Origin of the sequence: Streptomyces phaeofaciens (assembly GCF_014648915.1) — a bacterium.
In the GTDB taxonomy this organism is placed as follows: Bacteria; Actinomycetota; Actinomycetes; order Streptomycetales; family Streptomycetaceae; genus Streptomyces; species Streptomyces phaeofaciens.
Window position 1 is genome coordinate 14,435 of sequence record NZ_BMSA01000020.1, and the last position, 24,509, is coordinate 38,943.

At 72.0% G+C, this 24,509-nt stretch carries 19 protein-coding genes and 1 pseudogene; 4 read left to right on the forward strand and 16 right to left on the reverse strand.

The genetic code is table 11. The features are described from left to right. Positions 1-43: 43 nt before the first annotated feature. The 7 genes and pseudogenes from fxsT to IE275_RS29240 all read right to left on the reverse strand — a co-directional run bounded on the left by fxsT (position 44) and on the right by IE275_RS29240 (position 13,158). On the reverse strand, positions 44-4,363 hold the full coding sequence (fxsT, locus tag IE275_RS29210; RefSeq protein ID WP_189714565.1) for an FxSxx-COOH system tetratricopeptide repeat protein: 4,320 nt from the start codon (positions 4,361-4,363) through the stop codon (positions 44-46). Further along, positions 4,364-5,416 carry an AAA family ATPase gene (locus IE275_RS29215; protein ID WP_189714567.1) on the reverse strand — a complete coding sequence of 351 codons (1,053 nt, stop codon included), beginning with the start codon at positions 5,414-5,416 and terminating at the stop codon, positions 4,364-4,366. Beyond that, positions 5,413-6,999 (reverse strand): VMAP-C domain-containing protein, encoded by a 1,587-nt coding sequence (locus IE275_RS29220; RefSeq protein WP_189714569.1) that lies wholly within the window; start codon positions 6,997-6,999, stop codon positions 5,413-5,415. The genes IE275_RS29215 and IE275_RS29220 overlap by 4 nt, the downstream gene beginning before the upstream one ends. A gap of 191 nt (positions 7,000-7,190) precedes the next feature. After that, positions 7,191-9,749, reverse strand: a pseudogene (locus IE275_RS29225) (polynucleotide kinase-phosphatase). After that, on the reverse strand, positions 9,746-11,215 hold the full coding sequence (locus tag IE275_RS29230; protein WP_189714571.1) for a 3' terminal RNA ribose 2'-O-methyltransferase Hen1: 1,470 nt from the start codon (positions 11,213-11,215) through the stop codon (positions 9,746-9,748). The pseudogene IE275_RS29225 and the gene IE275_RS29230 overlap by 4 nt, the downstream one beginning before the upstream one ends. Positions 11,216-11,329: 114 nt before the next feature. After that, positions 11,330-12,295, reverse strand: coding sequence for a DUF4232 domain-containing protein (locus IE275_RS29235; protein ID WP_189714573.1), 966 nt, complete (start codon positions 12,293-12,295; stop codon positions 11,330-11,332). Between the two features lie 86 nt (positions 12,296-12,381). Beyond that, positions 12,382-13,158: an SDR family NAD(P)-dependent oxidoreductase gene (locus IE275_RS29240; protein WP_189714575.1), complete on the reverse strand. Its 777-nt coding sequence runs from the start codon at positions 13,156-13,158 to the stop codon at positions 12,382-12,384. Between the two features lie 67 nt (positions 13,159-13,225). Between IE275_RS29240 and IE275_RS29245 the strand changes: the two genes are divergently transcribed. Next, on the forward strand, positions 13,226-13,834 hold the full coding sequence (locus tag IE275_RS29245; RefSeq protein ID WP_229870687.1) for a TetR/AcrR family transcriptional regulator: 609 nt from the start codon (positions 13,226-13,228) through the stop codon (positions 13,832-13,834). 29 nt (positions 13,835-13,863) lie between these two features. Here the strand turns inward: IE275_RS29245 and IE275_RS29250 are convergent, their stop codons facing one another. After that, positions 13,864-14,535, reverse strand: coding sequence for an FMN-dependent NADH-azoreductase (locus IE275_RS29250; RefSeq protein ID WP_189714579.1), 672 nt, complete (start codon positions 14,533-14,535; stop codon positions 13,864-13,866). A gap of 136 nt (positions 14,536-14,671) precedes the next feature. Between IE275_RS29250 and IE275_RS29255 the strand changes: the two genes are divergently transcribed. After that, on the forward strand, positions 14,672-15,613 hold the full coding sequence (locus IE275_RS29255) for a LysR family transcriptional regulator (RefSeq protein ID WP_189714581.1): 942 nt from the start codon (positions 14,672-14,674) through the stop codon (positions 15,611-15,613). 153 nt (positions 15,614-15,766) lie between these two features. Here IE275_RS29255 and IE275_RS29260 read toward each other — a convergent pair whose 3' ends face one another. Continuing rightward, positions 15,767-16,690 carry an LLM class F420-dependent oxidoreductase gene (locus tag IE275_RS29260; RefSeq protein ID WP_189714583.1) on the reverse strand — a complete coding sequence of 308 codons (924 nt, stop codon included), beginning with the start codon at positions 16,688-16,690 and terminating at the stop codon, positions 15,767-15,769. 239 nt (positions 16,691-16,929) lie between these two features. Here IE275_RS29260 and IE275_RS29265 point away from each other — a divergent pair, with 239 nt between their 5' ends. Further along, entirely contained in the window at positions 16,930-17,112 is a 183-nt protein-coding gene (locus IE275_RS29265; RefSeq protein ID WP_189714585.1) for a hypothetical protein, read from the forward strand. Between the two features lie 82 nt (positions 17,113-17,194). Here the strand turns inward: IE275_RS29265 and IE275_RS29270 are convergent, their stop codons facing one another. The 5 genes from IE275_RS29270 to IE275_RS29290 form a co-directional block, all read right to left on the reverse strand. Continuing rightward, positions 17,195-17,665 carry a DUF6099 family protein gene (locus tag IE275_RS29270; protein ID WP_189714587.1) on the reverse strand — a complete coding sequence of 157 codons (471 nt, stop codon included), beginning with the start codon at positions 17,663-17,665 and terminating at the stop codon, positions 17,195-17,197. 240 nt (positions 17,666-17,905) lie between these two features. Continuing rightward, a complete protein-coding gene (locus IE275_RS29275; protein ID WP_189714589.1) occupies positions 17,906-18,232 on the reverse strand; it encodes a nucleotide pyrophosphohydrolase in 327 nt (108 codons plus the stop codon). Further along, entirely contained in the window at positions 18,229-19,479 is a 1,251-nt protein-coding gene (locus IE275_RS29280) for a P-loop NTPase family protein (RefSeq protein WP_189714591.1), read from the reverse strand. Before IE275_RS29280 ends, IE275_RS29275 begins: the two co-directional genes overlap by 4 nt. Before the next feature lie 268 nt (positions 19,480-19,747). Further along, the gene (locus IE275_RS29285) at positions 19,748-20,128 is read right to left on the reverse strand and encodes a cell division protein SepF (protein ID WP_189714593.1); all 381 of its coding nucleotides are present in this window, start codon (positions 20,126-20,128) and stop codon (positions 19,748-19,750) included. 336 nt (positions 20,129-20,464) lie between these two features. Next, positions 20,465-20,980 (reverse strand): YceI family protein, encoded by a 516-nt coding sequence (locus IE275_RS29290; protein ID WP_189714595.1) that lies wholly within the window; start codon positions 20,978-20,980, stop codon positions 20,465-20,467. 119 nt (positions 20,981-21,099) lie between these two features. On the opposite strand from IE275_RS29290, the gene IE275_RS29295 reads away from it, so the two are divergent. Next, positions 21,100-21,657, forward strand: a complete 558-nt coding sequence (locus IE275_RS29295; protein ID WP_189714597.1) for a MarR family winged helix-turn-helix transcriptional regulator — start codon at positions 21,100-21,102, stop codon at positions 21,655-21,657. 251 nt (positions 21,658-21,908) lie between these two features. Here IE275_RS29295 and IE275_RS29300 read toward each other — a convergent pair whose 3' ends face one another. Together IE275_RS29300 and IE275_RS29305 are read right to left on the reverse strand one after the other, a co-directional pair. Further along, a complete protein-coding gene (locus IE275_RS29300; RefSeq protein ID WP_189714599.1) occupies positions 21,909-23,543 on the reverse strand; it encodes an MFS transporter in 1,635 nt (544 codons plus the stop codon). A 269-nt stretch (positions 23,544-23,812) separates the two neighbouring features. Continuing rightward, on the reverse strand, positions 23,813-24,463 hold the full coding sequence (locus IE275_RS29305) for a TetR/AcrR family transcriptional regulator (RefSeq protein ID WP_189714601.1): 651 nt from the start codon (positions 24,461-24,463) through the stop codon (positions 23,813-23,815). Positions 24,464-24,509: the final 46 nt, after the last annotated feature.

The window sequence follows — 24,509 nt, forward strand, 5'->3', positions numbered from 1 at the left end:
GGGAAAGCCGACGCTTCCGGGAATCGGTCGTGACGGACTGCGTCTAGAGCGGGACGGGTGACAGGTCGCACTCGATGCGGCGGCGTTGATGCGTCGCGACAAGCCATGGATGGTCGGAGCGGACCACGCGGGCCAGTCCCTCCGTAGCCCTGCGCTGCAAGGCGTCCGCCTCCGCACCACGGCCCATGCCCCGCAGATCGAGGGAGAGATTCGCGGTGCAGGCCAGACTCAACGGGTGCCCCTCGCCCGCGATCTCACCGAGCAGTGGCGCAGTCGCGTCGTCGATCGCATGAGCCTGCTCGAAGTCGAGTCGCGCGTATGCCGTGTTGGCCCTGCCGACGGCGACGGTCAGGGTGGTGACGTGACGGGGGCCGACCGTCTCACCGAGCCGTCGGGCCGCGTGGTCCTCCAGCTCCTGCGCCCTGTCGAGGATGCCCAACGCACGCAGAGTGGCAGCCAGGTTGGCCTGGGTCAGCAGGGTGTAGGCGTGGTTCTCGCCGAGATGCCGCGCGTAGCTCCGCGCCGTCGACTCGGCCAACTGGCGGGAGCTGTCGAGGTCTCCGGCCAGCCGTAGATCGACGGACAGGTTGGTCGCCGTTTGCAGCGAGTCGAAGTGATCCGTGCCGTAGCGGGCCGTGAAGCGCCGCAGGGTGGCATCGGCGAGCTTGGCGGCTTCGGCGAGCGCACCGTCACGGCGCCGGCAGACCGCGAGCGTGCGGGCGATGCGCAGGGTGAGCGGGTTGTCGTCACCCAGCGCGGTTCGGGCCCTGCGGTGCACGTCCTCCTGAAAGTCACGGGCATCCGTGTAGGCCCCGGACTCCAGCATGTCGAGGGTGACGGCGTTGAGGCTGTTGAGTGTGAAGAAGTTCGCCGGTCCGAACAGCAGATCGCGCAGCCGGGCGGTCTCCTGATCCAGTTGCAGGGCCTCCGTGAAGTTCCCGCACAGCCGCAGGTCGACGCCCCAGCTGTGGGTGGCGCGCAGAGTGGTCGGGTCGTCGGTTCCGAACAGTGACCGGGCCAGCTCGGTGGCCTCCTCCGCGAGGTCCCGGGCCTCCTCGAACCGACCCTGGTATCCGCGGGCGTCAGCCAGTTCGCACAGGGAGTCGACCATCTCCTCGGGATCGACATCGATGCGCCGTGAGACTTCGAGCGCCTGCTCACTGAGCGGGATGGACTCCGGAACCTGGCCGATCTGGCGCAGCAGGAACCCGAGGCTCTTGGTCATCCGGATGACATGGATGTCCTCCTCGCCCGACACCCCGAGCCAGGCGGTCCAGGCCTGCCGGGCGAAGTCGGCCGCACCCAGATGGTCGCCCCAGTAATAGAGGAACCACAGGGTGTCGAAGACGAGTTCACGCACATAGGTGTCGGTGCTGGTCACCGCCTGGGAGGTCAGGACGTGCGGAAGGAGGGCCTGGTAGGCACGCCACTCGAACGACGAGCCGTAGGGTCCCGGCTTCGCCGCCGACAGCAACTGGTGTGCCGCGTCCCGCATCTGTTCCCGCTCCCCGGGACTCAGCTTCGCCAGGAGCACGGTCTGCAGCAGCCGGTGCATCTGGAGGGAGTCGGACCGAGGGTCGACCTTCACCAGGGAGAACTGGCTGAGGTCGCGCACCGCGCGGTTCAGCTTGATCGACTCGCGCAGCAGGGGATCGATCTCGGGCGTGATGTTGACCCCCCGGCTGCCGCGCAGCATGGACCGTGGAATGGGCTCGGGGGCCATGCTCGCGCAGATGTCGAGGAGCTGGCGGGCGCCCGGGTTGTTCTCCTTGAGCCGCTCCAGTGATATGTCCCAGGCGGCGGCGACGGAGACGGGGTAGTCGGGGGCGGGATCGAGGTCGAGGATCTCCGGGCTGCGCTGGTCGAGCAGGTCGAGGTACTCGTCGACCGGCATCCCCGTGACGGCGTGCCAGGTGCCTGCCTGCTCGACCGCGAGAGGGAGATCTCCGAGAGCCTCCGCAAGCCGGTCGGCCGCGTCCGCCGACAGGCCGGGCGAGCGCTTCTGGAGCAGTTCGACCGACTCACCCCGCTCGAAGACGTCCACGGGCAGCGGAGTGGCCACCCGTTCCCAGGCACGGTTCCGTGAGGTGACGATGATCTTCCCGGGCCCGTTGGGCGGGAAGAACCTGCGCACCATCTCGACATCCTCGGCGTTGTCAAAGACGAGGAGCCAGTCGTCGTACGGTGCTCCCGTCCGCAACGCCTCGAGGACCGCCGGGACGGCTGTGCCCGCCGCGGGCACACCCATGCTGTCCCTCTCGGTCGGCGCCACCCCCAGTTGCGCCGCCAGGGTCGCCAGCGCGGCCAGGACGAGGCTCTCCCGCTCGGCGGGAATCCAACAGATCACCTTGTGATCGTGCTGATGGGTGTAGATGTACTCCAGCACCAGCTGTGACTTGCCGACACCACCGAGGCCGTGCAGCGCGTGCGGCAGCACGGCGGCCGTGTCCTGGGCTGCCAACTGGTCCTCCACGGCCCTCAGCAGCGCATGGCGGCCCACGAACGTGGTGTTCCGCAAGGGAACGTTCACGAGCAGGGCAGGCGCTTCCGCCGACTTCCTCTTCATGCCCGGCCATGCCTCCATCGCGTGCTCGGTCAGGTGGGAAGGTGTTGCCGCCCCGCGGACGAGCGACGACCCGCGGCCAGGCGCGTCCGCAAGCCGGGCGAGGGGCGTCTCGGGGCGGCTGCCGGGATCGGCGGGTGCGCTCCCCCGGTCGGCCTCGATGCGGTCCGCCCGCTCGGAGTACGGTCCTGCGAGCGCCCGCATCACCGCGAGTTCCGATTGCCGCCACCCTGGGACGTCCACGTCGGACAGCGGGGCACGGGCCGGGTCCCGCAGCGCGGCGCGCAACGCGACACCATGTCTGCCGGCCGCGGGCAGCTCTCCCAGGATGGCGACGATCGTGGCCAGTTGTGTCCGTGTGGTCGTCGCCAGCAGCGCCTCACGGACCCCTGAGGCGAATTCCGGCCGCGCCGTATCGTGGTCTCCCCATTCGATCAGACCACCCATCAGGATCTCGGCAAGGTGCTCCGGCCCGGACTCCGGCATGGTCCGTCTGCGCAGTTGGTCGACGAGGTCGAAGTCGAACGGAGCAGCGGCGAGTTGTGTGGCGAGCCGACGCGCGGAGGGGGTGGCCAGGGTGAAGAAATGGTGTACCGCGGAGGCTGCGGCTCGCGCCCGGCGTGGCGCGCGCAGGCCCGGCGCGGGCGCTCCCTGGCGCAGTGCTCCGGCCCTGACCACCGGCAGCCTGCGGCGTACGCCGCGGTCTCCCACGACCAGATCCGCCCAGGCCGCGACGGACCCGGCCTTCAGCGAGAGCACGGGAACGGGAAGAGCCCCCTCACGCACCCCGGGCAGCGGGCGCATCGGATCGGGTCCGCTCGGCGGGGGGCCCAGTCCGAGCCTTTGGTTGGCCGCACCGAAGCCCCCCGCCTCCAGGACAGCGGCATGAGGGTACAGGGAGGAGCGGTGCCGCATGTGAGGCGGCAGTAGATGGACGAGTGCCGTGGGACCCGCCCGGCCGAGGCGGTCGAGCAGGCGGTCGGCGGCCGGAGCGGCCCAACCGTGTCCCAGTCCGTCCGTGACGACGAGGAAGATCCTGTCTCCCCTGCCGCTGAGAATCTCTCCGGGGTCCGCCATGGTCTGCGCCGCGTTCCAGCGCAGCTTCGGCTCACCGCCGGGCGGCAGAACCAGCCTCACGGTGCGCACGGCCCTGAAGGCACCGCTGTGTTCGGCGGCGGCCGACAGGTCCGATACCTCCTGTTCCCAGATCGGCATCGTGGGGCCCCCGTCGACGAGCAGAGCGAGATCGAACGCCGTACCGTCGGCCGGCCGGAACCACGGCATCCACAGTTCGTCGTGGATGCCTCGCTCCGCGGTGACTTCCTCGTCCAGTCGCAGGGTGTCGCGCGACGGCACCTGCCGTGCGAGGCGGTGCAGGGAACGGGCGAGTCCCGCGGACCGTCCGTTCGGCCCTCGGGGGCCGCGCGGAGTCGTCGGAAGGGCGGGGGCGCCCAGTTGTACGCGCTCCGGGCCCTCCGGGTCGGGAGTGAGGACCGGCTGTGGTGCGGTGCCGGTGGGTGGGCCGGGTGACGGCAGCTCGTCGCGTGGTGGGAGGGGCATCGGCTCCACCGGTCCGACAGGCTGCTCATCCTTGTCGGGCAGTGCGGGATCCGCCGAAGTGATGCGCCCCGTACGGGTCCAGTAGGCACTCAGCCACACGGCGTCGGCAAGCTCTTGCCAGCGCGGAGTGGTCGGCGGGCCGTCGGTCCCGGGCGGCTCCTGCGCGGAATGCGCCACGACGCCCGAACCCGTACCGTCACGGTCGGGTCCAGGCGCGTGCTCCCGGCGGGAACCGTCCATTCATCGGCCCTTCGCGAGGTCGCGCAGCAGCATTTCCAGCAGCTTGCGCCCGCCCGCATCGGCCCGGAACGTACCGGCGGTCGTCAACTGCACAGCGTTGAGGAGCTGGTCCAGGGAGTGTGTCCCGCCTGCCTCGACCCGCTTGAGGAAGAGATCGACGAGAGCCTCCGCCTCCGGCGGTCGGGCCCTCAGGTGGCTCTCCACGATGCCGAGCAGTTGCTCCCGGCTGGGAGTGGGCATCTCCAGCGGGAGACAGCGCCTGCGGAACGCGGCGGGAAACTCGCGTTCCCCGTTACTCGTGATGACGACGACGGGGAACTCCGCGCATTCCACCCGTCCGTGCCGCACGTCCGCGAAGCGCCCCGGATCGCTGATGTGCACTGTTGCGCTGTCCGTCGCGTCGCGCACCAGCTCAGGGATCTCGTAGCTGCCGTTCTCGAGCACGTGCAGCAGATCATTGGGCAGGTCGATGTCGCTCTTGTCCAGTTCATCGACGAGCAGCACACGTGGCCGGCTGAACGGGAGCAGGGCGGTTCCCAGCGGTCCGAGCGTGATGAAGTCACCGAGTGCAGGTGTCGGTTGTCCGCTGTCGCCGCCGTCGGTGGTCGCGGTGGTGCCCAGTCCGGCGCGCCAGGCGGCAATGGCCTGGGCCCGACCGAGCGCGTCGTGGGAGTACAGGCCGTCTCGGAGCGTCGTACGGCTGACGACGTTCCATTCCAGCACCCGTCCCAGGCCCAGTTCGCGCGAGATCAGGTAGGCGAGGGTGGACTTGCCCACGCCCGGCGCGCCGGTGACGAGCAGGGGACGGCGCAGCAGCAGGGCGGCGTTGACGACGTCGACGCTCTCCGGGTCAAGTTGTGGCACTGCGTCGACGTGCCCGAGACGGCGCAGAGCAGCCTGTTCGTCATCGGGTGGGGGGAGCTGCGGCGGTCCGCCCCGGAACCGTCGCCAGGGGGGTGCCGGTGGCAGTGGGTGCGGCTGGCCGGTCGGGGCGGCGCCTGTCGCACGGAACACGTGCCGGTCATGACTGTCCGCCGTGTCCGGTCCGCTCATACCGGCGTCTCCTCGCTGTCCATGGTGCGCCTGGTGTGGCGATGGTCGAGGCCGTGCCCTGTGTCGGATTCGAAGTCGGGTGGGACCTGGATGTCGACCAATCGATTCGGGTCGTCCCAGAAGAACGCGATGTGCCTGCCGAGCAACGCGGGTCCTGCCGCGTTGAGTTCCGCTCTGCGTCTCAGTTGGTGGATGACGACCGGAAGCCGTCCCGGCTTCTGAACCGCGGCAAAGACGGCCGCCACCACTTCCCTCCGCTCCTCGGGAAAGTCGCCTCTGCGGTCCCAGACCGCGAGTCCGATCCCTTCCGCGATGGCCGCCTTGAGTGCCTCGGTCGCGGCAGCCCCGTCGGGGGCGTCCAGTACGGCCGCCGTACGGCTGGGCTCCGCCGCCAGAGTCGTCTGCCACTCGTCCAGCCCGCCGGAGTCGGACGAACGCCAGCCATGGACCGCGATCCCCCGGTTCTGAAGTGTGCTCCATCGCTCTCGCCACTGCGCCCTGACCAGGCCGTCGTCGGTGCGCATCCGCTCGAGGCTGCGCAGGTGGACCCCGTACTTGAGTCCGAGAGGCAGCGGTTTTCCGTCGCCGGACCGTACGGTCAGCCCGGCCACGTCGTGGTTGAGCAGCTCGTAGGGAAGCACGAACTCGACATACGGAGGGGCCGGCTCGGCTTCGCCCGGCGCAGGTCCACGAGGGGCGGGGGAGATCCGCAGCACCTGGCGCAGAGCACGCTCCACCGCGCTGCCGAGTCCGTCGAGGCTGGTCGTCCGGGGATCGGCCGGCTGCGGCTGCCAGTGGCCGGGCACCGTGTTCAGCCAGGGGCGGACCACGATGTCTCCCGAGCAGTCACCGGCGGGTTCCACGGCCACGACCAGGCACCGTGGGATAGAGGGATCGGCGATGGCGTCCACGCGGTTGCCCCGGCGGCATTCGAGTTCGTCGACCAACCCGGTCCGCACCGCCCAGCTGTGGGCCCAGTTGGACAGGGACTGCTGCCAGCCCGGAGAACGGGCCAGAAGCGCAGCGTGCTCCATCAGGAGCACGGCCGGTGGAAGACCGTCCGGCTGGACATTCAGGTTGAGGACGAACGTGAAGAGTTGCCGGAGTGTCAGGCCGAGGGGGAGGTCGAGGTGCAGCTCGACGGCGAGTTCGTCGCGCAGGCCGTGCGTGGGCATCCTGGCTTCCACCGCGTCCAGGAGCGCGAGCGCGGACGTCACCTCTCGCTCGGTCAGGGGGCCGGGCAGCGGCGCGGAATAGCCCGCCGGCTCTCCCATGAGGCTGAGCATCGGCTCCAACGCGTCCGCGGTAGGGGCTCCCTCGAAAACGCGCACCACATCGACGAGCACCCGGGTTCCCGCGGGCACGCTCAGCGCCGCCTGGGCCAACGCGATCACATCCTCGCGCTGCTTGGTGCCTCGCAGATCGATCTGCACGTTCAGCTGGTCGGCGAGCACCCGGGCAAAGAAGTTGCGTCCCGCCTGGTCCTCCAGACAGCTCAGCTCACACAGCGCTTCGGTCAGGCGGAACAGCAGATCCCTGCCCGACGTGCGCCCGATCTCGCCCAGTCCCGCCGCTGTGCTCACCGACCTTCCCCCGAGGAGCCGGCACACCTGTCTGACCAGTGAACGTAGCACGCCAACTCCACCCGATCCAGGGCGAGTCGGCAACCGCAGCCAGTTCACCCGGCAGCTCGGTGCCTACGCGCTGAAACGGTGGCGGAACGCGTGACGGGTGCGCTCACCGGCGCACCCGTCACGTTCCCGGAGTCACCCGGTCACAGCCGCGGGTCCACCGGCTCCGACTCCAGTGCCAGCACCCCGAACACCGCCTCGTGGACGCGCCACAGCGGCTCGCCCTCGGCGAGGCGGGCGAGGCCCTCCAGGCCGAGGACGTACTCGCGGAGCGCCAGCGAGCGCTTGTGGTTCAGGAAGCGGCCGCGCAGACGGGCGAGGTTGTCGGGGCGGGTGTACTCCGGGCCGTAGATGATCCGCAGGTACTCGCGGCCCCGGCACTTGATGCCGGGCTGCACCAGGCGGCCCTCCGCGCCGCGCACGAGGGCGCCGAGCGGTTTGACCACCATGCCCTCGCCGCCGCGGCCGGTCATCTCCAGCCACCAGTCGACGCCGGCCCGGACCGACTCGGGGTCGGCCGTGTCGACGTACAGCCGCCGGGTCGTCCGGAGCAGGCCGGTGGTGTCGTGCTCCACCAGCCGGTCCAGCAGCGCCAGTTGCTCGTCGTGCGGCAGGCCCGCGAGGCTGCGGCCCTGGACGGCGAGGATCTGGAACGGGGCCAGGCGTACGCCGTCCAGGCCGTCCGTCGGCCAGCAGTAGCGGCGGTAGGCGTCGGTGAACGCGGCCGCGTCCGAAGCCCGTTCGCGCTGACGGGCGAGCAGGTCCGTGACGTCGACCCCCCTGGCGGCCGCACCCTCCAGCGCGGCCAGGGCGCCCGGGAGGACCGCGCCGGACGCGGCGCCCACGGCGGCGTACTGCGCGCGCAGCAGCCCGGAGGCCTTCAGCGACCACGGCATCAGTTCGGCGTCCAACAGCAGCCAGTCCGTGTCGAGTTCGTCCCACAGTCCGGCCTCGCCGACGGCGACGCACAGCCGTCCGAGGATCTCCTCGGTGACCGCCTCGTCGTCGAAGAACGGGCGGCCCGTGCGGGTGTAGAGCGAACCCGTCGAGCCGTCCACGCCGAAGCGCTAACGGGCTGTCTCCGCGTCCCGGCAGACCAGGGCCACCGCCCGCGAGCCCATGTGCTTCTCCTCGCACACGACCCGCGCGACACCGTCCTCGGCGTACTGCGCGAACGCCTCCGCCGGATGCTCCAGGTAGCCCTCGACGCGGCTGGTCGCCGTCGGGGCCATGGTCGGCGGAAGGTACGGCAGCAGGCGCGGATCGACGGCGAAGCGGCTCATGACCTCCAGGGCCGCGGCGGCGTTCTCCTCACGGATCGAGATCCGGCGTTGGCCGTCGTAGCGGGTTTCGACGATCCGGCGGCCGTGGACGTCCGCCAGGTCCAGCGGCCGCCCGTCGTGCCCGCCGGGAGCCTCGGCGCGCAGCGGCTTCGCCGGCTCGTACCAGACCCGCTCCGCCGGTACGTCGACCAGCTCGCGTTCCGGCCAGCGCAGCGCGGTCAGCTTCCCGCCGAACACGACGCCGGTGTCCAGGCAGATGGTGTTGTTCAGCCAGGTGGCCTCCGGGACGGGCGTGTGGCCGTAGACGACGGCCGCCCGGCCGCGGTAGTCCTCCGCCCACGGGTAGCGCACCGGCAGGCCGAACTCGTCGGTCTCGCCGGTGGTCTCGCCGTAGAGCGCGTGCGAGCGGACGCGGCCGGAGGTGCGGCCGTGGTACTTCTCCGGCAGGCCGGCGTGGCAGACGACCAGCCGGCCGCCGTCGAGGACGTAGTGGCTGACCAGTCCGTCGATGAAATCCCGTACCTCGGCACGGAACTCCTCGGTCTCGTCGGCCATCTGCTCGATGGTCTCGGCGAGCCCGTGGGTGTGCTGGACCTTGCGGCCCTTCAGGTGCCGGCCGTACTTGTTCTCGTGGTTGCCGGGCACGCACAGCGCGTTGCCGGACCTGACCATCGACATCACGCGGCGCAGCACGCCCGGGCTGTCCGGGCCGCGGTCGACGAGGTCGCCGACGAAGACGGCCTGTCGGCCGTCCGGGTGGACGCCGTCGGCGTAGCCCAGCTTGCCGAGCAGCGACTCCAGTTCGGTGGCGCAGCCGTGGATGTCGCCGATGATGTCGAAGGGGCCGGTGAGGTGCGTCAGGTCGTTGAAACGCTTCTCGGTGGAGACGGTGGCGTTCTCGACGTCCTCCACACCCCGCAGGATGTGCACCTTGCGGAATCCCTCGCGCTCCAGCTGACGCAGGGAGCGGCGGAGTTCGCGGATGTGGCGCTGGATGACCCGGCGGGGCATGTCGGCGCGGTCGGTGCGGGCCGCGTTGCGCTCGGCGCACACCTCCTCCGGCACGTCGAGGACGATGGCGATGGGCAGCACGTCGTACTGTTTGGCCAGGTCGACGAGGTGCCGGCGGGCGTCCTGCTGGACGCTGGTGGCGTCGACCACGGTGCGGCGGCCGGCCGCGAGGCGCTTGCCCGCGATGTAGTGCAGGACGTCGAAGGCGTCCCTGGTGGCGCTCTGGTCGTTCTCGTCGTCGGAGACGAGGCCGCGGCAGAAGTCGGAGGAGATGACCTCGGTGGGCTTGAAGTGCCGTCGCGCGAAGGTGGACTTGCCGGAGCCGGACGCGCCGATCAGCACGACGAGGGAGAGGTCCGTGACGGGCAGGACGCGCCCCTGCCGTCGGGATTCCTGAGTCTCTGTCATGCCGCTTTCGCCTCCTTCTCGTTCGTGGCCTTCAGGGTGAATGCGGCCATCTGGGTGGGCGGGCCGACCTCCGGGTCGTCGAGGCCGACGGGGATGAACTCGACGGTGTAGCCGTGCCGTTCGGCCACCGTGTCCGCCCAGGCGCGGAACTCCGCGCGCGTCCACTCGAAGCGGTGGTCGCCGTGCCGGACGTGTCCGGCCGGGAGGCTCTCCCAGCGGACGTTGTACTCGACGTTCGGGGTGGTCACCAGGACCGTGCGCGGGCGGGCGGAGCCGAAGACCGCGTACTCCAGGGCGGGCAGCCGCGGCAGGTCGAGGTGCTCGATCACCTCGCTCAGGACGGCGGCGTCGTAGCCCTTGAGCCGGGTGTCGGTGTAGGCGAGCGAGCCCTGGAGGATCCGGACGCGGGAGGCCTGCCGCTCGCCCATCCGGTCCAGCTTCAGCCGCCGGGAGGCGATGGTGAGCGCGCGCATCGACACGTCGACGCCGACGATCTCGGTGAACCGGACGTCCTTGAGCAGCGCCTGCACCAGCTGGCCCTGCCCGCAGCCGAGGTCGAGCACGCGGGCGGCACCGCGGTCGCGCAGCGCCTCCAGGATCGCCTCGCGGCGCTGCACGGCGAGCGGGGTGGGCTTCTCCTCGGTCTCCGCCTCCGCCTCGACGGCGTTGTCGATGGCCTCGACCTCGCTGTCGTCGGTCTCGGCGAGCCGTACCAGCTCCAGCCGTTCCATGGCCTGCCGGGTCAGCGACCAGCGGCGGGACAGGTAGCGGCTGGTGATCAGCTTCTGCTCGGGGTGTTCGGCCAGCCAGCCCTCGCCGACGCGCAGCAGCTTGTCGACCTCGTCGGAGGCGACCCAGTAGTGCTTGGCGTCGTCGAGGACGGGCAGCAGCACGTACAGGTGCCGCAGCGCCTCGGCCACGGTCAGTCGCTCGGACTCCAGGACGAGACGCACGTACCGCGAGTCGCCCCACTCCGGGAACTCGGTGTCGAGGGCCACCGGGTCGACACCCACCGTCCAGCCGAGCGGCTCGAAGAGCCGGCGGACGAGTCCGGGGCCTCCCCGCGCGGGCAGCGCCGGTACCTCGATACGCAACGGCCGCGCCTGCGCCGGGAGTTCGGGCCTGGCGGTGCACACCCCGCGCATCGCGCTGGAGAAGACCGCGCTCAGGGCCACGGCGAGCAGGGAGGAGGCCGCGTACGGGCGGTCGTTGACGTACTGGGCGAGCGCCGCGTCGGGGGCGCCGCCGCGGCCCTTGCCCTTGCCGCGCCTGACGAGCGCCACGGCATCCACTTCCAGCAGCAGCGCTGCCGTGCAGCGCAGATCGTCCGCCTCGGGATAGAGGACGTGCGCCTTGCCGTAGGAGGTGGAGAACGCCTGCGCGTGGTCGGGATGCTTGTGCAGCAGGAAGCCCAGGTCGGTGGCGGGGCGTTCTGGAGTACCGGTGGTGGTGATCGTCAGGAACACGGTGGGTGCCTCGAAAGGGTTTCGGAAGGTGCGAAAGCGCTGGTCGTGCGCTGGTCGCCTCTCTCCAACGTACAGAGAACGGTCCGCGGGCACCCGGGAATTTTCGGGTACGGCTCACTCTCCCCGTTTCCACGCGCCGACCCCCAGCTTCCCGGTGGTCCCCAGGTCGAAGTGAGGTGTCACCACGACCGGGGCGGCGCCCGGCTTCGCCAGGATCCGGGCGTAGGGAGCGGTGACGGGATCGCTGCCGAGGCCGGTGGTGTTGCGCCACATCAGGCCGGCGGTCGCGTGCTCGCCGGGCTTCAGGGTGACGGTCCGCGGCGCGTCGTCGAAGCCGGTCACGGTGGCGATTCCGCCGCCGCCCCGGACGACGTCGACGCCCTCGACCGGCTCGCGGTCCTCGTCCAGCAGGGTGACCTGGGGATAGCCGTCGAGGGTGTAGTCCTCGTCTCCGCAGTTCTCCAGGCGCAGGCCCACGACCCGCAGGCCCATGGCCGCGTCGCCGTCGTCGGCCGTGACCCGGATCCCGGAGTCCGGGCACCCGCCCGACGCGGACGGCGCCTCGTCCGCCGGGACCTTGGTGACCTCGGAGACCTTCGCCGCCGTCACCGGGGACGCACCGGGCGGCAGGCTCCCGAGCACCACGGTCCCCCGTACCGTCCGGCCGGGCCCCACCGCGGGCACGGTCTCGCGCTGGTTGCCCATGACCTCGCCGGCGCTCGTCGTGAAGCTGAAGAGAACGGTGTAGGTGAGGGTCTCCGTGCCCTCGTTGGTGACCTCGTACGCGGCGGAGATCCCGGAGTCGGCGGAGCCCCCGGAGTCGGCGGAGCCCCCGGGGCCGGTGGGGAGGGGGTCGGCGTGGACCCGTCCGTCGGCGGACGGGCTCGGGGTCGAGGAGGTGGTGGGGAGGGTCAGGGCGGTGATCCGGACCCCGTCCACCGGCGGATCGGTGACCTGGGTCCGGGGCGCCGGGGTGGCCGCGCCGACGCCGGTCCGGGCTTCGGGGCTCTCCGTTCCGCAGGCCGTGGCGAGCAGCAGGACGACGGCCAGCGCCGGAAGGACGAGCGTGGGTCTGCGCATCCGGCCACCTCATCAGGGACGCAGGGGCCTGACCGTGACGGAAGCCACACCTCCGGTCACAGCCGCGTCACAGCTCCGGACACCGTCTACTGCGGAAGCGTGGTGAGCACGCCCGAGGCCCGGTCCAGCAGGTACTGGAGGGGCTCGGTGGTCCAGGGGCCGCGGTGCGCGATCAGTGCGCCGGCATGGCGGCCGAGATCCGCTCCGCTCAGCCAGGCCGGACTGTCCACGCCGATGGCCGCGCGGGGGCGGGTGCGGATGCGGCCGATGACGAGTTCGTAGATCCGCGGGCCCGCGCCGTCGAGTTCGGCGGTCAGGGTGCGCAGCAGGGACTTCTTGGCCGCGTTGGTGGCGCCGACGAGGGCGGCGCCCGGGAACGCGATCTCCGCGCTGAGGCCGGTGAGATGGACGAGGGCGCCGTCCGCGGGGAGCAGCGGGGTGACGACCCTCAGCGCCCGGAAGTGGCTGGTGAGATTGTCGGCGATCATGGCGTCCCAGACCTCGTCGGACACGTCCAGCAAAGACGTCGGGTCCGGCGGGCCCCAGTTGCCGATGGAAAGTACGGCTCCGTCGAACTTCCCGTGCCGGTCCGCGAGTCGGGTGCGCACGGCCGCGCTGTCCGGGTCGGAGAGGTCGATGGCGTGCGGACGCAGATCCCCCGGGCCGGTGCCGGCCGTGTAGTCGGCGAGGCGGTTCAGCCGGGCCTCGCTGCGGCCGGCCGCGACCACGGTGGCGCCCAGTTCCAGCAGTGCGCGGGTGATCCCCTCCCCTATGCCCCCGCTCGCGCCGACGACGAGAACGGTGCGTCCCAGGAGGAAGGGTTCGTCGAGCGGTTCCTCGACAGGTGATGAACTACTGGTCATTTCGAGGAGGTTAGCCACCGTCCGCACTGATGACCAGATGGACATTAAGCCGCTGTACATTGGCCGCGTGAGCAAGGAAGCCGCCGACGTCCCGACCCTGGCCAGGAAGCGCGTGCGGGCCCCCGAGGCGCACCGGGCGGCGATCCTGGAGGCGGCGCGGGCCACGTTCGCCGAACGGGGCTACGCCCGGGCCACCATCCGGGAGATCGCGGGCCGGGCCGGGGTCACCCACGGCCTGGTCATGCGGCACTTCGGGTCCAAGGAGCAGCTGTTTCTCGCGGCCGTGCCCGGACCCCGCGACCTGCCCGAGCTGGTGCCCGGCCCGGCCGAGACCCTGCCGGACCGGATCGCGCGGGCCTTCGTCGAGCGCATGGAACGCGCCGACGGCAACGACCCGTTCCTCGCGCTGATCCGCAGTGCCGCCTCCGACGAGCGGGCCGCCACCGCGCTCTACGCGGCGATGCGGCGCAGCAGCACGCAGGCCTACCGGACCGTGCTGACCGGGCCCGACGCGGACGAGCGCATCGATCTGCTCGCCTCGCATCTCATCGGGGTCGCCTTCAGCCGGTATGTGCTGCGCAGCGGCCCCGTGGCCGAGATGGCACCGGAGCGGCTCGTGGCCTGGCTGACGCGTACGTTGCGGTGTGTCCTGCTGCCGTTCGAGGACGGGGCCTGACACCCGCGGTCCGTCACGGCCGGCGGCGGTCAGGCTCCGCCCTGTGTACGGGCGCCGTCGAGCGCCGTCTCGTACGACGTGGCGGCCAGCTCCTTGAACTGGGCGAGCCGGGGCACGTGCGCCGACTTGGTCAGCTCCGCGTGCAGGAAGGTCAGGTCGGCGGCGAGACCGACCATGGCGAGGGCCGACTTCAGATACGGCTCCTGATGGTCGGAGTCCTGGCGGGGTGTGCCCGGACCGTAGGCGCCGCCTCGGGCGGAGGCCACCACGACCTTCTTCCCGGACAGGGGTCCCTCGCCGGTGGCCGGGTCGACGATCAGGGGGGCGATCAGGACACGGTCGAACCACGCCTTGAACGTGGACGGCACGGAGAAGTTGTACATCGGCACGCCGAGCAGGATCGTGTCGGCCGCGAGGAGTTCCTCGATCAGGGGCCAGGTCACCGCCCAACTCGCCTTCTCCTCGGCCGACCTGCCCGCGTCGCGGGCCACCGCGAGGTCGCGCACGCCTTCCGTCTCCAGGCGGTGCATCACCTCGATCTGGGCGTGGTCGACGTGCGGAACCGGGTCGGCGGCCAGGTCGCGGTGGACATGGGTGCCGTCGGGGTGGGCCTTGCGCCAGGCGTCCGCGAACTCGCCGGAGATCCGGCGGGAGACCGAGCCGCGTCGAGGGCTGGAGTCGAGGTGAAGGAGGGTGGGCATGCGGAAGTCCTTGTCCTGATCGGCATGTCGGGCCGCGGAGAGCGTCAGCCGTGATCTCCATTGAAGGCGCCGCCCGGGACGCTGTCCCGTAATCTGGCGTGATACTTCGTGACCGGACGCGTCAGCGGGAGTGACGGTGCTGGACGTACGGAAGCTGGTGCTGCTGCGCGAGGTGGGGGCGCGGGGGTCGATCGCCGCGGCCGCGCAGGCGCTCAACTACACGCGTTCCGCGGTCTCCCAGCAGTTGTCCGCACTGGAGGCCGAGACGGGCGTGGCACTCCTCGACCGGGGCAGCAAGCGGGCCGAACTCACGGCCGCGGGACGGTTGTTGGTGACGCACACCGAACGGGTTCTCGCCGAACTCGAAGCGGCTCAGGCGCAGTTGCTCGGGCGGGACGGCAGGGTGGTCGGCGAGCTGCGGGTCGGGGTGCCGTTGCACGAGGGTCCGGCGCTGCTGGTGCCGGCGCTGACCCGGCTGCGGGGGCGTCATCCGGAGCTGCGGATCACCCTGCACGGCGTGGCTCCCGACGAGGGCCGGCAGACGGTACGCCTCGGCCGGCTGGACGCGGTGCTGGCCGCCGGATACCCGCAGGTCCCCGAGGCGCGGGTGCCAGGGCTGTACGAGGAGGAACTGGTCAGCGACCGGATCCGCCTCGCGGTCCCGCCCGGCCATCACCTGGCCCGGGGTGACGGTCCACGGGACCTCGCCGATTTCGCGGAGGAACCGTGGCTGCTGGACCGGACGTCCCGGCTCGGGCGGCTGGCCCTGCACCTGTGCGCCGACGCCGGTTTCGTCCCCGACGTCGTGTCCGACATCGGCGACATGCAGGCCGTGTTCGGGCTGGTCTCCCTGGGCTGGGGCGTCGCGCTCGCCCCCGACCTGGTACCCGACCGTCCGGGACACCCCGTCGCCCGCATCCCCCTGAAGGGCATCGGCCCCGTCCGCCACATCACCCTCGTCGTACGGGAGGGCACCCTGAACAGCCCACCGGTGGCCGCCCTGCTGCCGGCCGTACGGGAGGCCGCCGACGAACTGCGGGCATCGGGCGCGGGGGAAGGCGGGGCACGGGGCGGGTAGGGACGGCCGCGCGGCGGCAGGGCTGCGGGCGAGGGTGGGGCCGGGGAACTGGGACGGCGCGAGGCGAGGACGGGGCCGGCCGTCTGTCGAGGCAGGCGGCAGGCGAGGACGGGGGCCGGCCACCTGTCAAGGCAGGCGGCAGGCCCGTCGTGGCTACGACAGCTGCGCCTGCACCTGGCCGGCGATCAGTTCCAGGTGGTCCAGATCGCTCAGGTCGAGCATCTGGAGGTAGAAGCGGGTGGAGCCGATCTCGGCGTAGCGGCCGATCTTCTCGACGACCTCGGCCGGGGTGCCGGCGAGACCGTTGGTCTTGAGTTCGTCGACCTCGCGGCCGATCGCGGCGGCGCGGCGGGCGACCTCCCGGTCGTCCTTGCCGACGCAGACGACGAGGGCGTTGGAGTAGGTGAGGGCGTCGGCCGCGCGGCCGGCCTCCTGTGCGGCGGCGCGGACCCGGCCGAACTGGGCGGCGGTGTCCTCGACGGAGGAGAAGGGCATGTTGAACTCGTCGGCGTAGCGGGCGGCGAGCCTGGGCGTGCGGCTCGCGCCGTGGCCGCCGATCAGTACGGGGATCTTCTCCTGCGCGGGCTTGGGCAGCGCGGGCGAGTCCTTGAGCCGGTAGTGCGCGCCCTCGAAGTCGAACGTCTTGCCGACCTCCGTGCCCCACAGGCCGGTGACGATCGCCAGCTGCTCCTCGAGGCGGCCGAACTTCTCCTTCGGGAACGGGATGCCGTAGGCCGTGTGCTCTTCCTCGAACCAGCCCGCGCCCAGGCCGAGTTCGACGCGGCCGCCGGACATCTGGTCCACCTGCGCGACCTGGATGGCGAGGACGCCGGGCAGCCGGAAGGTGCCGGCGGTCATCAGGGTGCCGAGACGGATCCGGCTGGTCTCGCGGGCGAGGCCGGCGAGGGTGATCCAGGCGTCGGTCGGACCGGGGAGGCCGTCGGCGGAGCCCATCCTGAGGTAATGGTCCGAGCGGAAGAAGGCGTCGAAGCCCAGGTCTTCGGTGGCCTTCGCCACGGTGAGGAGGGTCTCGTAGTCGGCACCCTGCTGGGGCTCGGTGAAGATACGGAGGTCCATGCCCCCATCCTGCACGCCGGCCTCCCCGCCAACGGCACCGGTCCCCCGGGCCGGGTGTGGCCCCGGTCGGGTGAAAAAGGTCCTCGCCGGGCGCGGGGAGCCGCCCGCCCCAGTGACCCGCCCCTGCGGTGATCGTTGGCCGGGACGGAGCCGGACCACCCGGCACCCGACCCCGGCCGGCCAGCGCCGGGACGTCACCCGCAGAGGCCTCGTCAGGGGCCCGGTCCGAGGAGGCCGTCATGTCCGAAGAGACCGTGCCACCACAGGGCGGGAGCCCCGCGCCGGCACTGCCGAAGGGGCTCCTCCAGCAGATGGAGGAGCTGATGGCGGCGCTGAACGCGGACCTCACCGCGCTGGACGCGGATCTCCAGTCGGCGGGAAGCGCGAAGCGGCCGCGGGCCGCCGAGGGTGACGTGGGCTGAGCCCCACCACGCCGGACTCCGCGGCCCCTGGCGCCGCCCCGACGCCACCTCGCTGCCCACGCACCGCCCACGCACCGCGCACTTACCGCTCCGGCAGCACCCTCTCCCGTTCCTCCCGGACCGCCAGCTTGCGCAGCATCTCCAGGACGCGGTCCCGGGACTCGTCCGCCGCGTCGATGGCCTCCATGCACTGCCAGTACGTCCCCTCGTCGGCCGCGGCGCTCGCCACTCCCACGAGGGCGATGCCGACCTCGGCGAGCAGGACGCCCAGGTCGAGCAGGGCCCGGCGGGCGTCGTCGAGGGCGGTGAGCTGGGCGGCGCGCAGATCCCCGGGATCGAGATCCGGCGCGTCCAGCACCCCGCAGCCCCGGCCGGCCAGCTCGGTCAGGCCCAGGGCCTCGCCGCGCAGTTCGGGCGGGCCCGAGACGGCGAGCCGGCTGCCTATCGCCTGCGCCAGGGCCTGCGCCTGCCACACCTCCGCGAGGATCGTCCGTCCTTCGCCGCTGTCCGCCAGCGCGCGCCTGCTCGTCAGGATGAGCCGCACCGCATCCATGCGCCGCCCCCGTCTGTCCCGGCGTGCTCTCGCACGTCCGCCCGAGCCCCCTGGCACACACAGGGAGCATCCACTACCCAGAGTGAGGGCGTGTGGGACGAAAAGCCAGAGGAAGACGGAAATCTGTGGACAACAAATCGGTTTCGGACCGATGAACGACTCCGGAGAGTGAAAACGGATCGCATCACTCCCCCGGCGCCCGCCGAACTCGTAGCCTGCGCCCGCCGAACCGGTGGTGGTCTACGGGGCCGGGAACCTCCGCTCGTTGCGGTCGATCTTCGCGTCCAGGGCCGCCAGCGGATCCACGCCGAGGACCTCGCACAGTTGCAGCAGATAGGCGAGGACGTCGGCGACCTCGTCGCTCACCCGGTGCGCGCTCTCCGGGTCGTCCATGACGCGCGCCGATTCCTCCGGCGTCAGCCACTGGAAGATCTCGACCAGCTCGGAGGCCTCCACGCTGAGCGCGGCGGCGAGGTTCTTGGGGGTGTGGTACGGCTGCCAGTTGCGCGCGGCCGCGAACTCGGCCAGCCGGCGCTGGAGTTTCGCCACGTCGAGGTGTTCTGTCACGGATCCAGGTGTACCACCGTCACGCCGCGGGTCCGGGCGGCCCAGGAGGCGTCGCCGACCGCGCCGGTGCAGCGGATGTGTCCGCGCTCGGCCATCCGCACGGCCAGCCGCAGCAGTTCGGCGTGCTGGCGGACGTCGAGGCCCCGGTCGAGGTTGTCGGCGAGGAGGGTGAGCGTCTGCATCGCGGACGGCACCTCGCCGGCCGTGTCCAGGTCGAGGACGCCGGGGCCGGTGAGCAGGACCAGCGCGAGGGCGACGTAGCGCAGTTCGCCGTAGCCGAGCCGGGCCAGTTCCGTGCGGGTGCCGTCGCCGCGGTCGAGGAGGGCGCGGACCGTTCCGTCGCCGAGCGGCACGGCGAGCAGGTCCGTGACGGGCCGGGAGCAGCCGGCGGCGAGTGCGCCCACGAGCTGTGCGTGCCGCCGTACGCACTCCTCGCGGGTGCGCCAGAGTACGTCGGCGAGGTTGTCGCAGCCGCCGAGCAGCCGTCCGGTGCCGGTGGGCACCGGGGCGCCCATCCAGTCGGGCTGGGGGTCGCAGGCGAAGACGGAGCGCAGGGCCACCACCATCTGTTCGGCGGCGGCGAGCACCCGGCGCTGTCCGTCGGTCTTGCCGGCCACGCGCAGCGGCAGCAGTGCGGTGCCGAGCCGGTCGTCGGGGAGCGGGGCGCGGGTGACGGGCGCGGATCCGGCGGTGTGCCAGGCGGCCTGCACCGTACGCCGCCCCGGGTCGCGCAGGGCGGTCTCCAGCAGGACGACGCCGCCCGCGCTCAGCCGCTCCCCCACGACGCGCAGCTCGGGTTCGGCCTGTACGGCGACGTCGAGCCGGACCGGCCCCTCGGGTCCGTCGGCCGTACAGCCGATGCGGAAGCCGCGGCGCCGCTGGGCGTCGGGGCGGGCCCGCTCCGGCACACAGGCGACGGGGTCGGGGAACACCTCACCGAGCGGTGCGCCACCGCCGAGCCGGGCGAGCGCCTCGTAGGCCCGCAGGGCGGTGGTCTTGCCACTCCCGCTCCGCCCGGCGAACAAGGTCACCGTGCCGAGCGGGAACGCCGCCCGACGGTGCCCGGCGAAGGCGGAGAGCCGCAGTTCGGTGAGGCAGGGGCGGAGGTGCTGCTCGGGGGCCGGGTCGGGCGGGGCGGCCGACGGTGACGCCTGGGCGGGCACCCGGGCGGGTGCCATGGACGGCGTCGGGTCGGGGGACGCGGCGCGGGCTGCCGAGGAGGCGGGCGACGGGGGCGGCACGGACATATCCGGACCGTAGGACTCCGGGCGACTGCCGAACCGTTCCGCCCGCCCGGCTTCCTACGATCGGGCGACGCCGGGACGAATACGGCCACCTTCACCCCGTCCGGGAAGGACGCGGCTCACCTTCACACCGTCCGGGACGGACACGGCCGCCTTCACACCGCCCGGGACGGATGCGCGACCCGCCTTCACCCCGCCCGGGACGGACGCGGCCCGCCTTCACCCCTTCCGGGCTCGAAACCCGGCCGCGTCCGTCAGGCCCGAGTCCCCGTCAGACCCCCGCCCCTGCCATGATCCCGCTCACCTCGGTGCCCGGCGGGGTCAGCAGGAAGACGTTGCGGTCCACGCGGTGCATTCCGCTCGCGAGGCCGAAGACCACGCCGGTGGAGAAGTCGAGGACGCGCTTGGCGACCTCGGTCTCCGCGCCGGTGAGGTCGAGGAGGACCGGGATGCCTGCCATCAGGGTCTCGGCGACCTCGCGGGCGTCCGCGAAGATGTTGACCCGCATGACGACGAAGCGGCGACGGGTCTCCGTCTCCGCGTCGGGCAGCGCGCGATGGCCCACCGCCGACGGCCAGGCGTCCCGACCACGCAACGGAACGACCTGGGCGAGCCCCTCCCACTGTTCATCGGTGACGTCGTATCGGTTCACCGGCTCCCCCCGAATTGACTCGCACTCAATGCCTGCACTGGCCAATTCTTACGCCAAGTCACCCGTTCGGCCCAACAGCGACACGGACCGCGACCGTCACACCCGCCCCGAACGGGACTTCTCGCCCGCCTCGCGAAGGTACTCATCACCTGCGGTGACATCAGCTTCGCCGACTGCGACCAGGGACCCGGCCCTCCGTGGCGCGGGCACGCTCGCCGCCGTCAGCCTCTTCACCGGCGGGCGACCGCCCCGACAGAAGCGGCGAGCCACCGGATCCCGGTGGCTCGCCGGCCATGCCGTCACGTGCCGTGCTGTCAGGCGACCGTCGCCGCGCCGTCAGGCGACCGTGCGGGTGAAGCGGAGCGTGGCCGTGACGGTGGTCAGGCCGCGCATCATGCCCATCTGGTTCCATCCGAGGCCGAACTCCTCGCGGTCCACGGTGAATTCGGCGGCCAGCGTGATCGCGTCACCGTCCACCTGCGTCACCTGTGCGGTGAGGGTGTGCGGGCGGCTGATGCCGCGGACGGTCAGCCGGCCGGACACGTGGACGGTGTCGCCGTCGCGGAGTTCGGCGGCGCGGACCGCGTAGGTGATCTCGGGGTGGTTCTCGGCGTCGAAGAAGTCGGCGCTGCGCAGATGTGCGTCCCGCTTGGCGTTCTTGGTGTCGAGGGAGGTCACGTCCAGGTTCAGGGTGCCGCTGGCGGATCCGTCGGGGCCGACCTCGCCCGCGCCGACGACCGAGGCGAAGGCTCCCTTGACGGTGACCAGGCCCCACATCGTCCGGTGCTTCAGGCCGACGGTGGAGGCGCCCGTGTCGAGCTGCCAGGTTCCGGTTTCCACGGCGACGGTCATGGTGATCCCTCACATCGATAGTCCAAATTTGGATGAGCCTGCGACGGTCCACGTTAGTCGGTAATCCAAATCTGAACAACCCGGTACTGCAAATTTGGACAACGGATAGAATCGACGGCATGGCAGACCCCGAGGAGCACCCCAGCGACCTGCCCCAATGCCCCTCCATGCCGGGTACCGGCCTACTGCCCCCCGAGCTGCGCGCCTGGATGGTGCTGCTGGCCGCGACGGGCGCGGTGGAACAGCGGCTGCGCTCGGTGGTGAAGGAGCGGCTCGACGTCTCGCACGACGAGTTCCTGATCCTTTGCCTGCTGGCCGAGCACCCCCGCGAGGGTCTGCGGATGACCCGCGTGGCCGAGCTGCTGGGCCGCCCCAAGACCCGGCTCACCTACCAGATCGCCTGCCTCCAGCACGCCGGCCTCGTCATCCGCAGGTCGGCGTGCGGCGACAAGCGGGGCGTCGAGGTCGCGCTCACCGAGAAGGCCCGAGGCCTGCTGCGGGAGGCCTCCGGCGCACTCGCCGAGACGGTCGCCGGGGCGCTCGGCCATGTGATGGGGCCCGAACAGCGGGCCGCGGTACGCGGGTTGGTCCCGGGGCTGCACGAGGCCGCCCCGGCGACACCGGACGACCACCGGCAGACGCCGGCCCACCAGGAGGAAGCGCCGGCCCCCGGCTAGCCGGCCCGCACGAAGAAGGGTCGGCGCCCGCGCGCACAAGATGCGGTGGGGGCCTCGCACGGAACGTCGGCGAGGCCGTCCGGCGGCCCCGCCCGACCGGAACGATCGGGGCGGGGCCGCCGGACGGCCTCGCCGGACGGCCTCGCCGGACGGCCTCGCCGGACGGCCTCGCCGGACGGCCTCGCCGGACGGCCTCGCCGGACGGCCTCGCCGGACGGCCTCGCCGGACGGCCTCCGAAGCCTGCGCGCGCCTACCGCGCGTCGGCCAGTTCCTCCGCCGTCGGCTCCGTCGGCTCCGTCGGCTCCGTCGGATCCGCCGGCTGCGACGCTGCCTTGGCGGCGCCCCGGCGGCCCGGCAGGACCGCGAGGACGACCAGGGTGCCGGCGGCCATGATGATCCCGCCGATCAGACTGGTCCGCGCCACGCCGTGGGCGAAGGACTCGTGGACGGCCTCGACCAGGGCCTGGGCCTGCTGCGCCCCGCCGGCCGGATCCTTCGCGACCTGTCCGGCGACCGCGAGACCGCCGCCCACCGAGTCCTTGGCGGTGTCCAGCGCGGCGGCCGGGAGGTGGCCACCGATCAGGTCGGTCAGCTTGTCGCGGTAGGCGGTGCCGAGCAGCGAACCGAGGACGGCGATGCCGAGCGAGCCGCCCAGCTCCAGCGCGGTGTCGTTGGCGCCGCCACCCACGCCCAGCTCGTTCTCGGGGAACGTGCCCATGATCGTGTCGGTGGCCGGGGACACGCTCAGGCCGATCGCGAAGCCGAGCATCATCATCGACGCGAGGAAGTCGGCGTAGGTGGAGCCCGTCTCGATCCGGGTGAGCAGGAAGACCCCCGCGGTGCCGATCAGCATGCCGGCGACGACCATCGGCTTCACGCCCAGCCTGGGGGTCAGCCTGCCGGTGACGGCGGCGCCGAGGAACACGGCTCCGGCGAGCGGCAGCAGTCGTACGCCGGTCTCCAGGGCGTCGTATCCGAGGACGAACTGGAGGAACTGGGTGGAGTAGTAGATCGCGCCGAAGGTGCCGAAGAAGAAGAACAGCACCGCCAGCATGGAGCCGCTGAAGGGGCGCAGCGCGAACTTGCGGACGTCCAGCATGGGGTGCGGGTGGCGCAGCTCCCAGGCGACGAAGGCGACCAGGCCGACGCCCGCGACCACGGCGGCGGTGACCGGGCCGGCGCCCCAGCCGAAGTGCGGGCCCTCGATGGTCGCGTAGACCAGGGAGCCGACCGAGACGATCGACAGCAGGCCGCCGACGTAGTCGATCCGGCCCATGCCCTCCGCCTTCGACGGCGGGACCAGGATGAAGGCGCCGACGACGGCGAGCAGGGCGATGGGCACGTTGATCAGGAACGTGGAGCCCCAGGCGTGGTCCTCCAGCAGCCAGCCGGCGACCAGCGGGCCGACCGCGATGGCGAGGCCGGAGGTGGCGGTCCAGGCGGTGATGGCGCGGGCGCGCTCCCGCCGGGGGAACATCGCGACCAGCAGGGAGAGGGTGGCCGGCATGACGACGGCGGCGCCGACACCCATGATCGCCCGGGCCGTGATGACCAGGCCGGTCTCGTCGACCAGGCTGCCCATGACCGAGCCGCCCGCGAAGACCAGCAGCCCGGTGACGAGGGCGCCGCGGCGGCTGTACTTGTCGCCGATCGCGCCCAGGACCAGCATCAGCGCGGCGTACGGGACGGTGTAGCCGTCGATGACCCACTGGAGGTCGCTGCTGGTCAGGCCCAGGTCGGTGGTCATGCCGGGCGCGGCCACGATCAGCGAGGTGTTCGCCATGACGACGATCAGCAGGCTCAGGCACAGCACGATCAGGGCCCACCAGCGGCGCGCGTACGGCCCGGCGGTGCGGTCGAGCGGGGTGGTGGCAAGGAAGGGCATCGGAACTCCTCGGGGACGCGTTAATTGCCCACTGATGTGCAGACTAGATTATTGCTCATCACTGTGCAAATAAGGGCGTGCCTGAGTGACCCTGGCGATCCCTTCCGACCCCTCGCCCCCTCAGCCCTCTCGGCCCTCACCCCGTCACCCCCGACCCCTCTCCCCCCGCCCCCTCATCGGCCCCCCGGCCACCTCCAGGCACGGCAAAGAGGCGCCCGTGCACCTGTCGCGCACGGACGCCTCGAAAGAACGGTGATGAAACCCGCGGATCAGTCCTCGCCGCCGGACTCCCCCCAGGCCCCGGCGGCCGCGACCTCGGCGACCACCTCGCGCGCCCGCGCCTGCGGCAGGCCGGCCGCGATGAGGGTGGCGATCGCGGTGCGGGTGCCGTCGTCCTGGAGCGCCCCGGTGTTGACCTCCTCCAGAAGCGCGACGTGCATGCCCTCCAGGCCCGCGCTCAGGACGGCGGCCGGCAGATGGGCATGGAAGGCGCCGTCCTGCTGGCCGCGCTCCAGGATGGCCGTGACCACGTCACGGGCCGGCTCCAGGATCGTGGCGACGCGCTCGGCGCCCAGGTCGCGCCGGGCCAGCGCCAGGAGCAGCCGATAGCGATCACCGACCGGCCAGATCGAGAAGACGAAGTGCGCGAGCCGTCGCTCGGCCGGCCCTTCGGCCTCCGCGGCCACGGCCAGCGCGCCGCGCAACGCCTCGGACGCCTCCTCCGCGAGCGCCTCCAGCAGGGCCGCGCGCCCGGGGAAGTGGCCGAACAGCGTCCGCCGTACGACACCGGAGGCGCGCGCCAGCTCCTCCAGGGTGACGTCCGGGTTCCGGCCCAGCTCACGGCGGGCGGTGGCCAGGATGCGCGCCCGGTTGGACCGCGAATTGCGTCGCTGCGGCTCGCGGGCCACGGAGTTGGTCACGGGGAGTCCTCGATGGATCGGTGCGGACGGACGAACGAGGGACGGG

Bases quoted from the DNA above. Each gene is read 5' to 3' on its own strand.
- fxsT (WP_189714565.1), bottom strand. From the start codon at position 4,363: ATGGACGGTTCCCGCCGGGAGCACGCGCCTGGACCCGACCGTGACGGT.
- IE275_RS29235 (WP_189714573.1), bottom strand. From the start codon at position 12,295: ATGCGCAGACCCACGCTCGTCCTTCCGGCGCTGGCCGTCGTCCTGCTG.
- IE275_RS29265 (WP_189714585.1), top strand. From the start codon at position 16,930: ATGTCCGAAGAGACCGTGCCACCACAGGGCGGGAGCCCCGCGCCGGCA.
- IE275_RS29260 (WP_189714583.1), bottom strand. From the start codon at position 16,690: ATGGACCTCCGTATCTTCACCGAGCCCCAGCAGGGTGCCGACTACGAG.
- IE275_RS29280 (WP_189714591.1), bottom strand. From the start codon at position 19,479: ATGTCCGTGCCGCCCCCGTCGCCCGCCTCCTCGGCAGCCCGCGCCGCG.
- IE275_RS29215 (WP_189714567.1), bottom strand. From the start codon at position 5,416: ATGAGCGGACCGGACACGGCGGACAGTCATGACCGGCACGTGTTCCGT.
- IE275_RS29270 (WP_189714587.1), bottom strand. From the start codon at position 17,665: ATGGATGCGGTGCGGCTCATCCTGACGAGCAGGCGCGCGCTGGCGGAC.
- IE275_RS29250 (WP_189714579.1), bottom strand. From the start codon at position 14,535: ATGCCCACCCTCCTTCACCTCGACTCCAGCCCTCGACGCGGCTCGGTC.
- IE275_RS29290 (WP_189714595.1), bottom strand. From the start codon at position 20,980: ATGACCGTCGCCGTGGAAACCGGAACCTGGCAGCTCGACACGGGCGCC.
- IE275_RS29295 (WP_189714597.1), top strand. From the start codon at position 21,100: ATGGCAGACCCCGAGGAGCACCCCAGCGACCTGCCCCAATGCCCCTCC.
- IE275_RS29240 (WP_189714575.1), bottom strand. From the start codon at position 13,158: ATGACCAGTAGTTCATCACCTGTCGAGGAACCGCTCGACGAACCCTTC.
- IE275_RS29300 (WP_189714599.1), bottom strand. From the start codon at position 23,543: ATGCCCTTCCTTGCCACCACCCCGCTCGACCGCACCGCCGGGCCGTAC.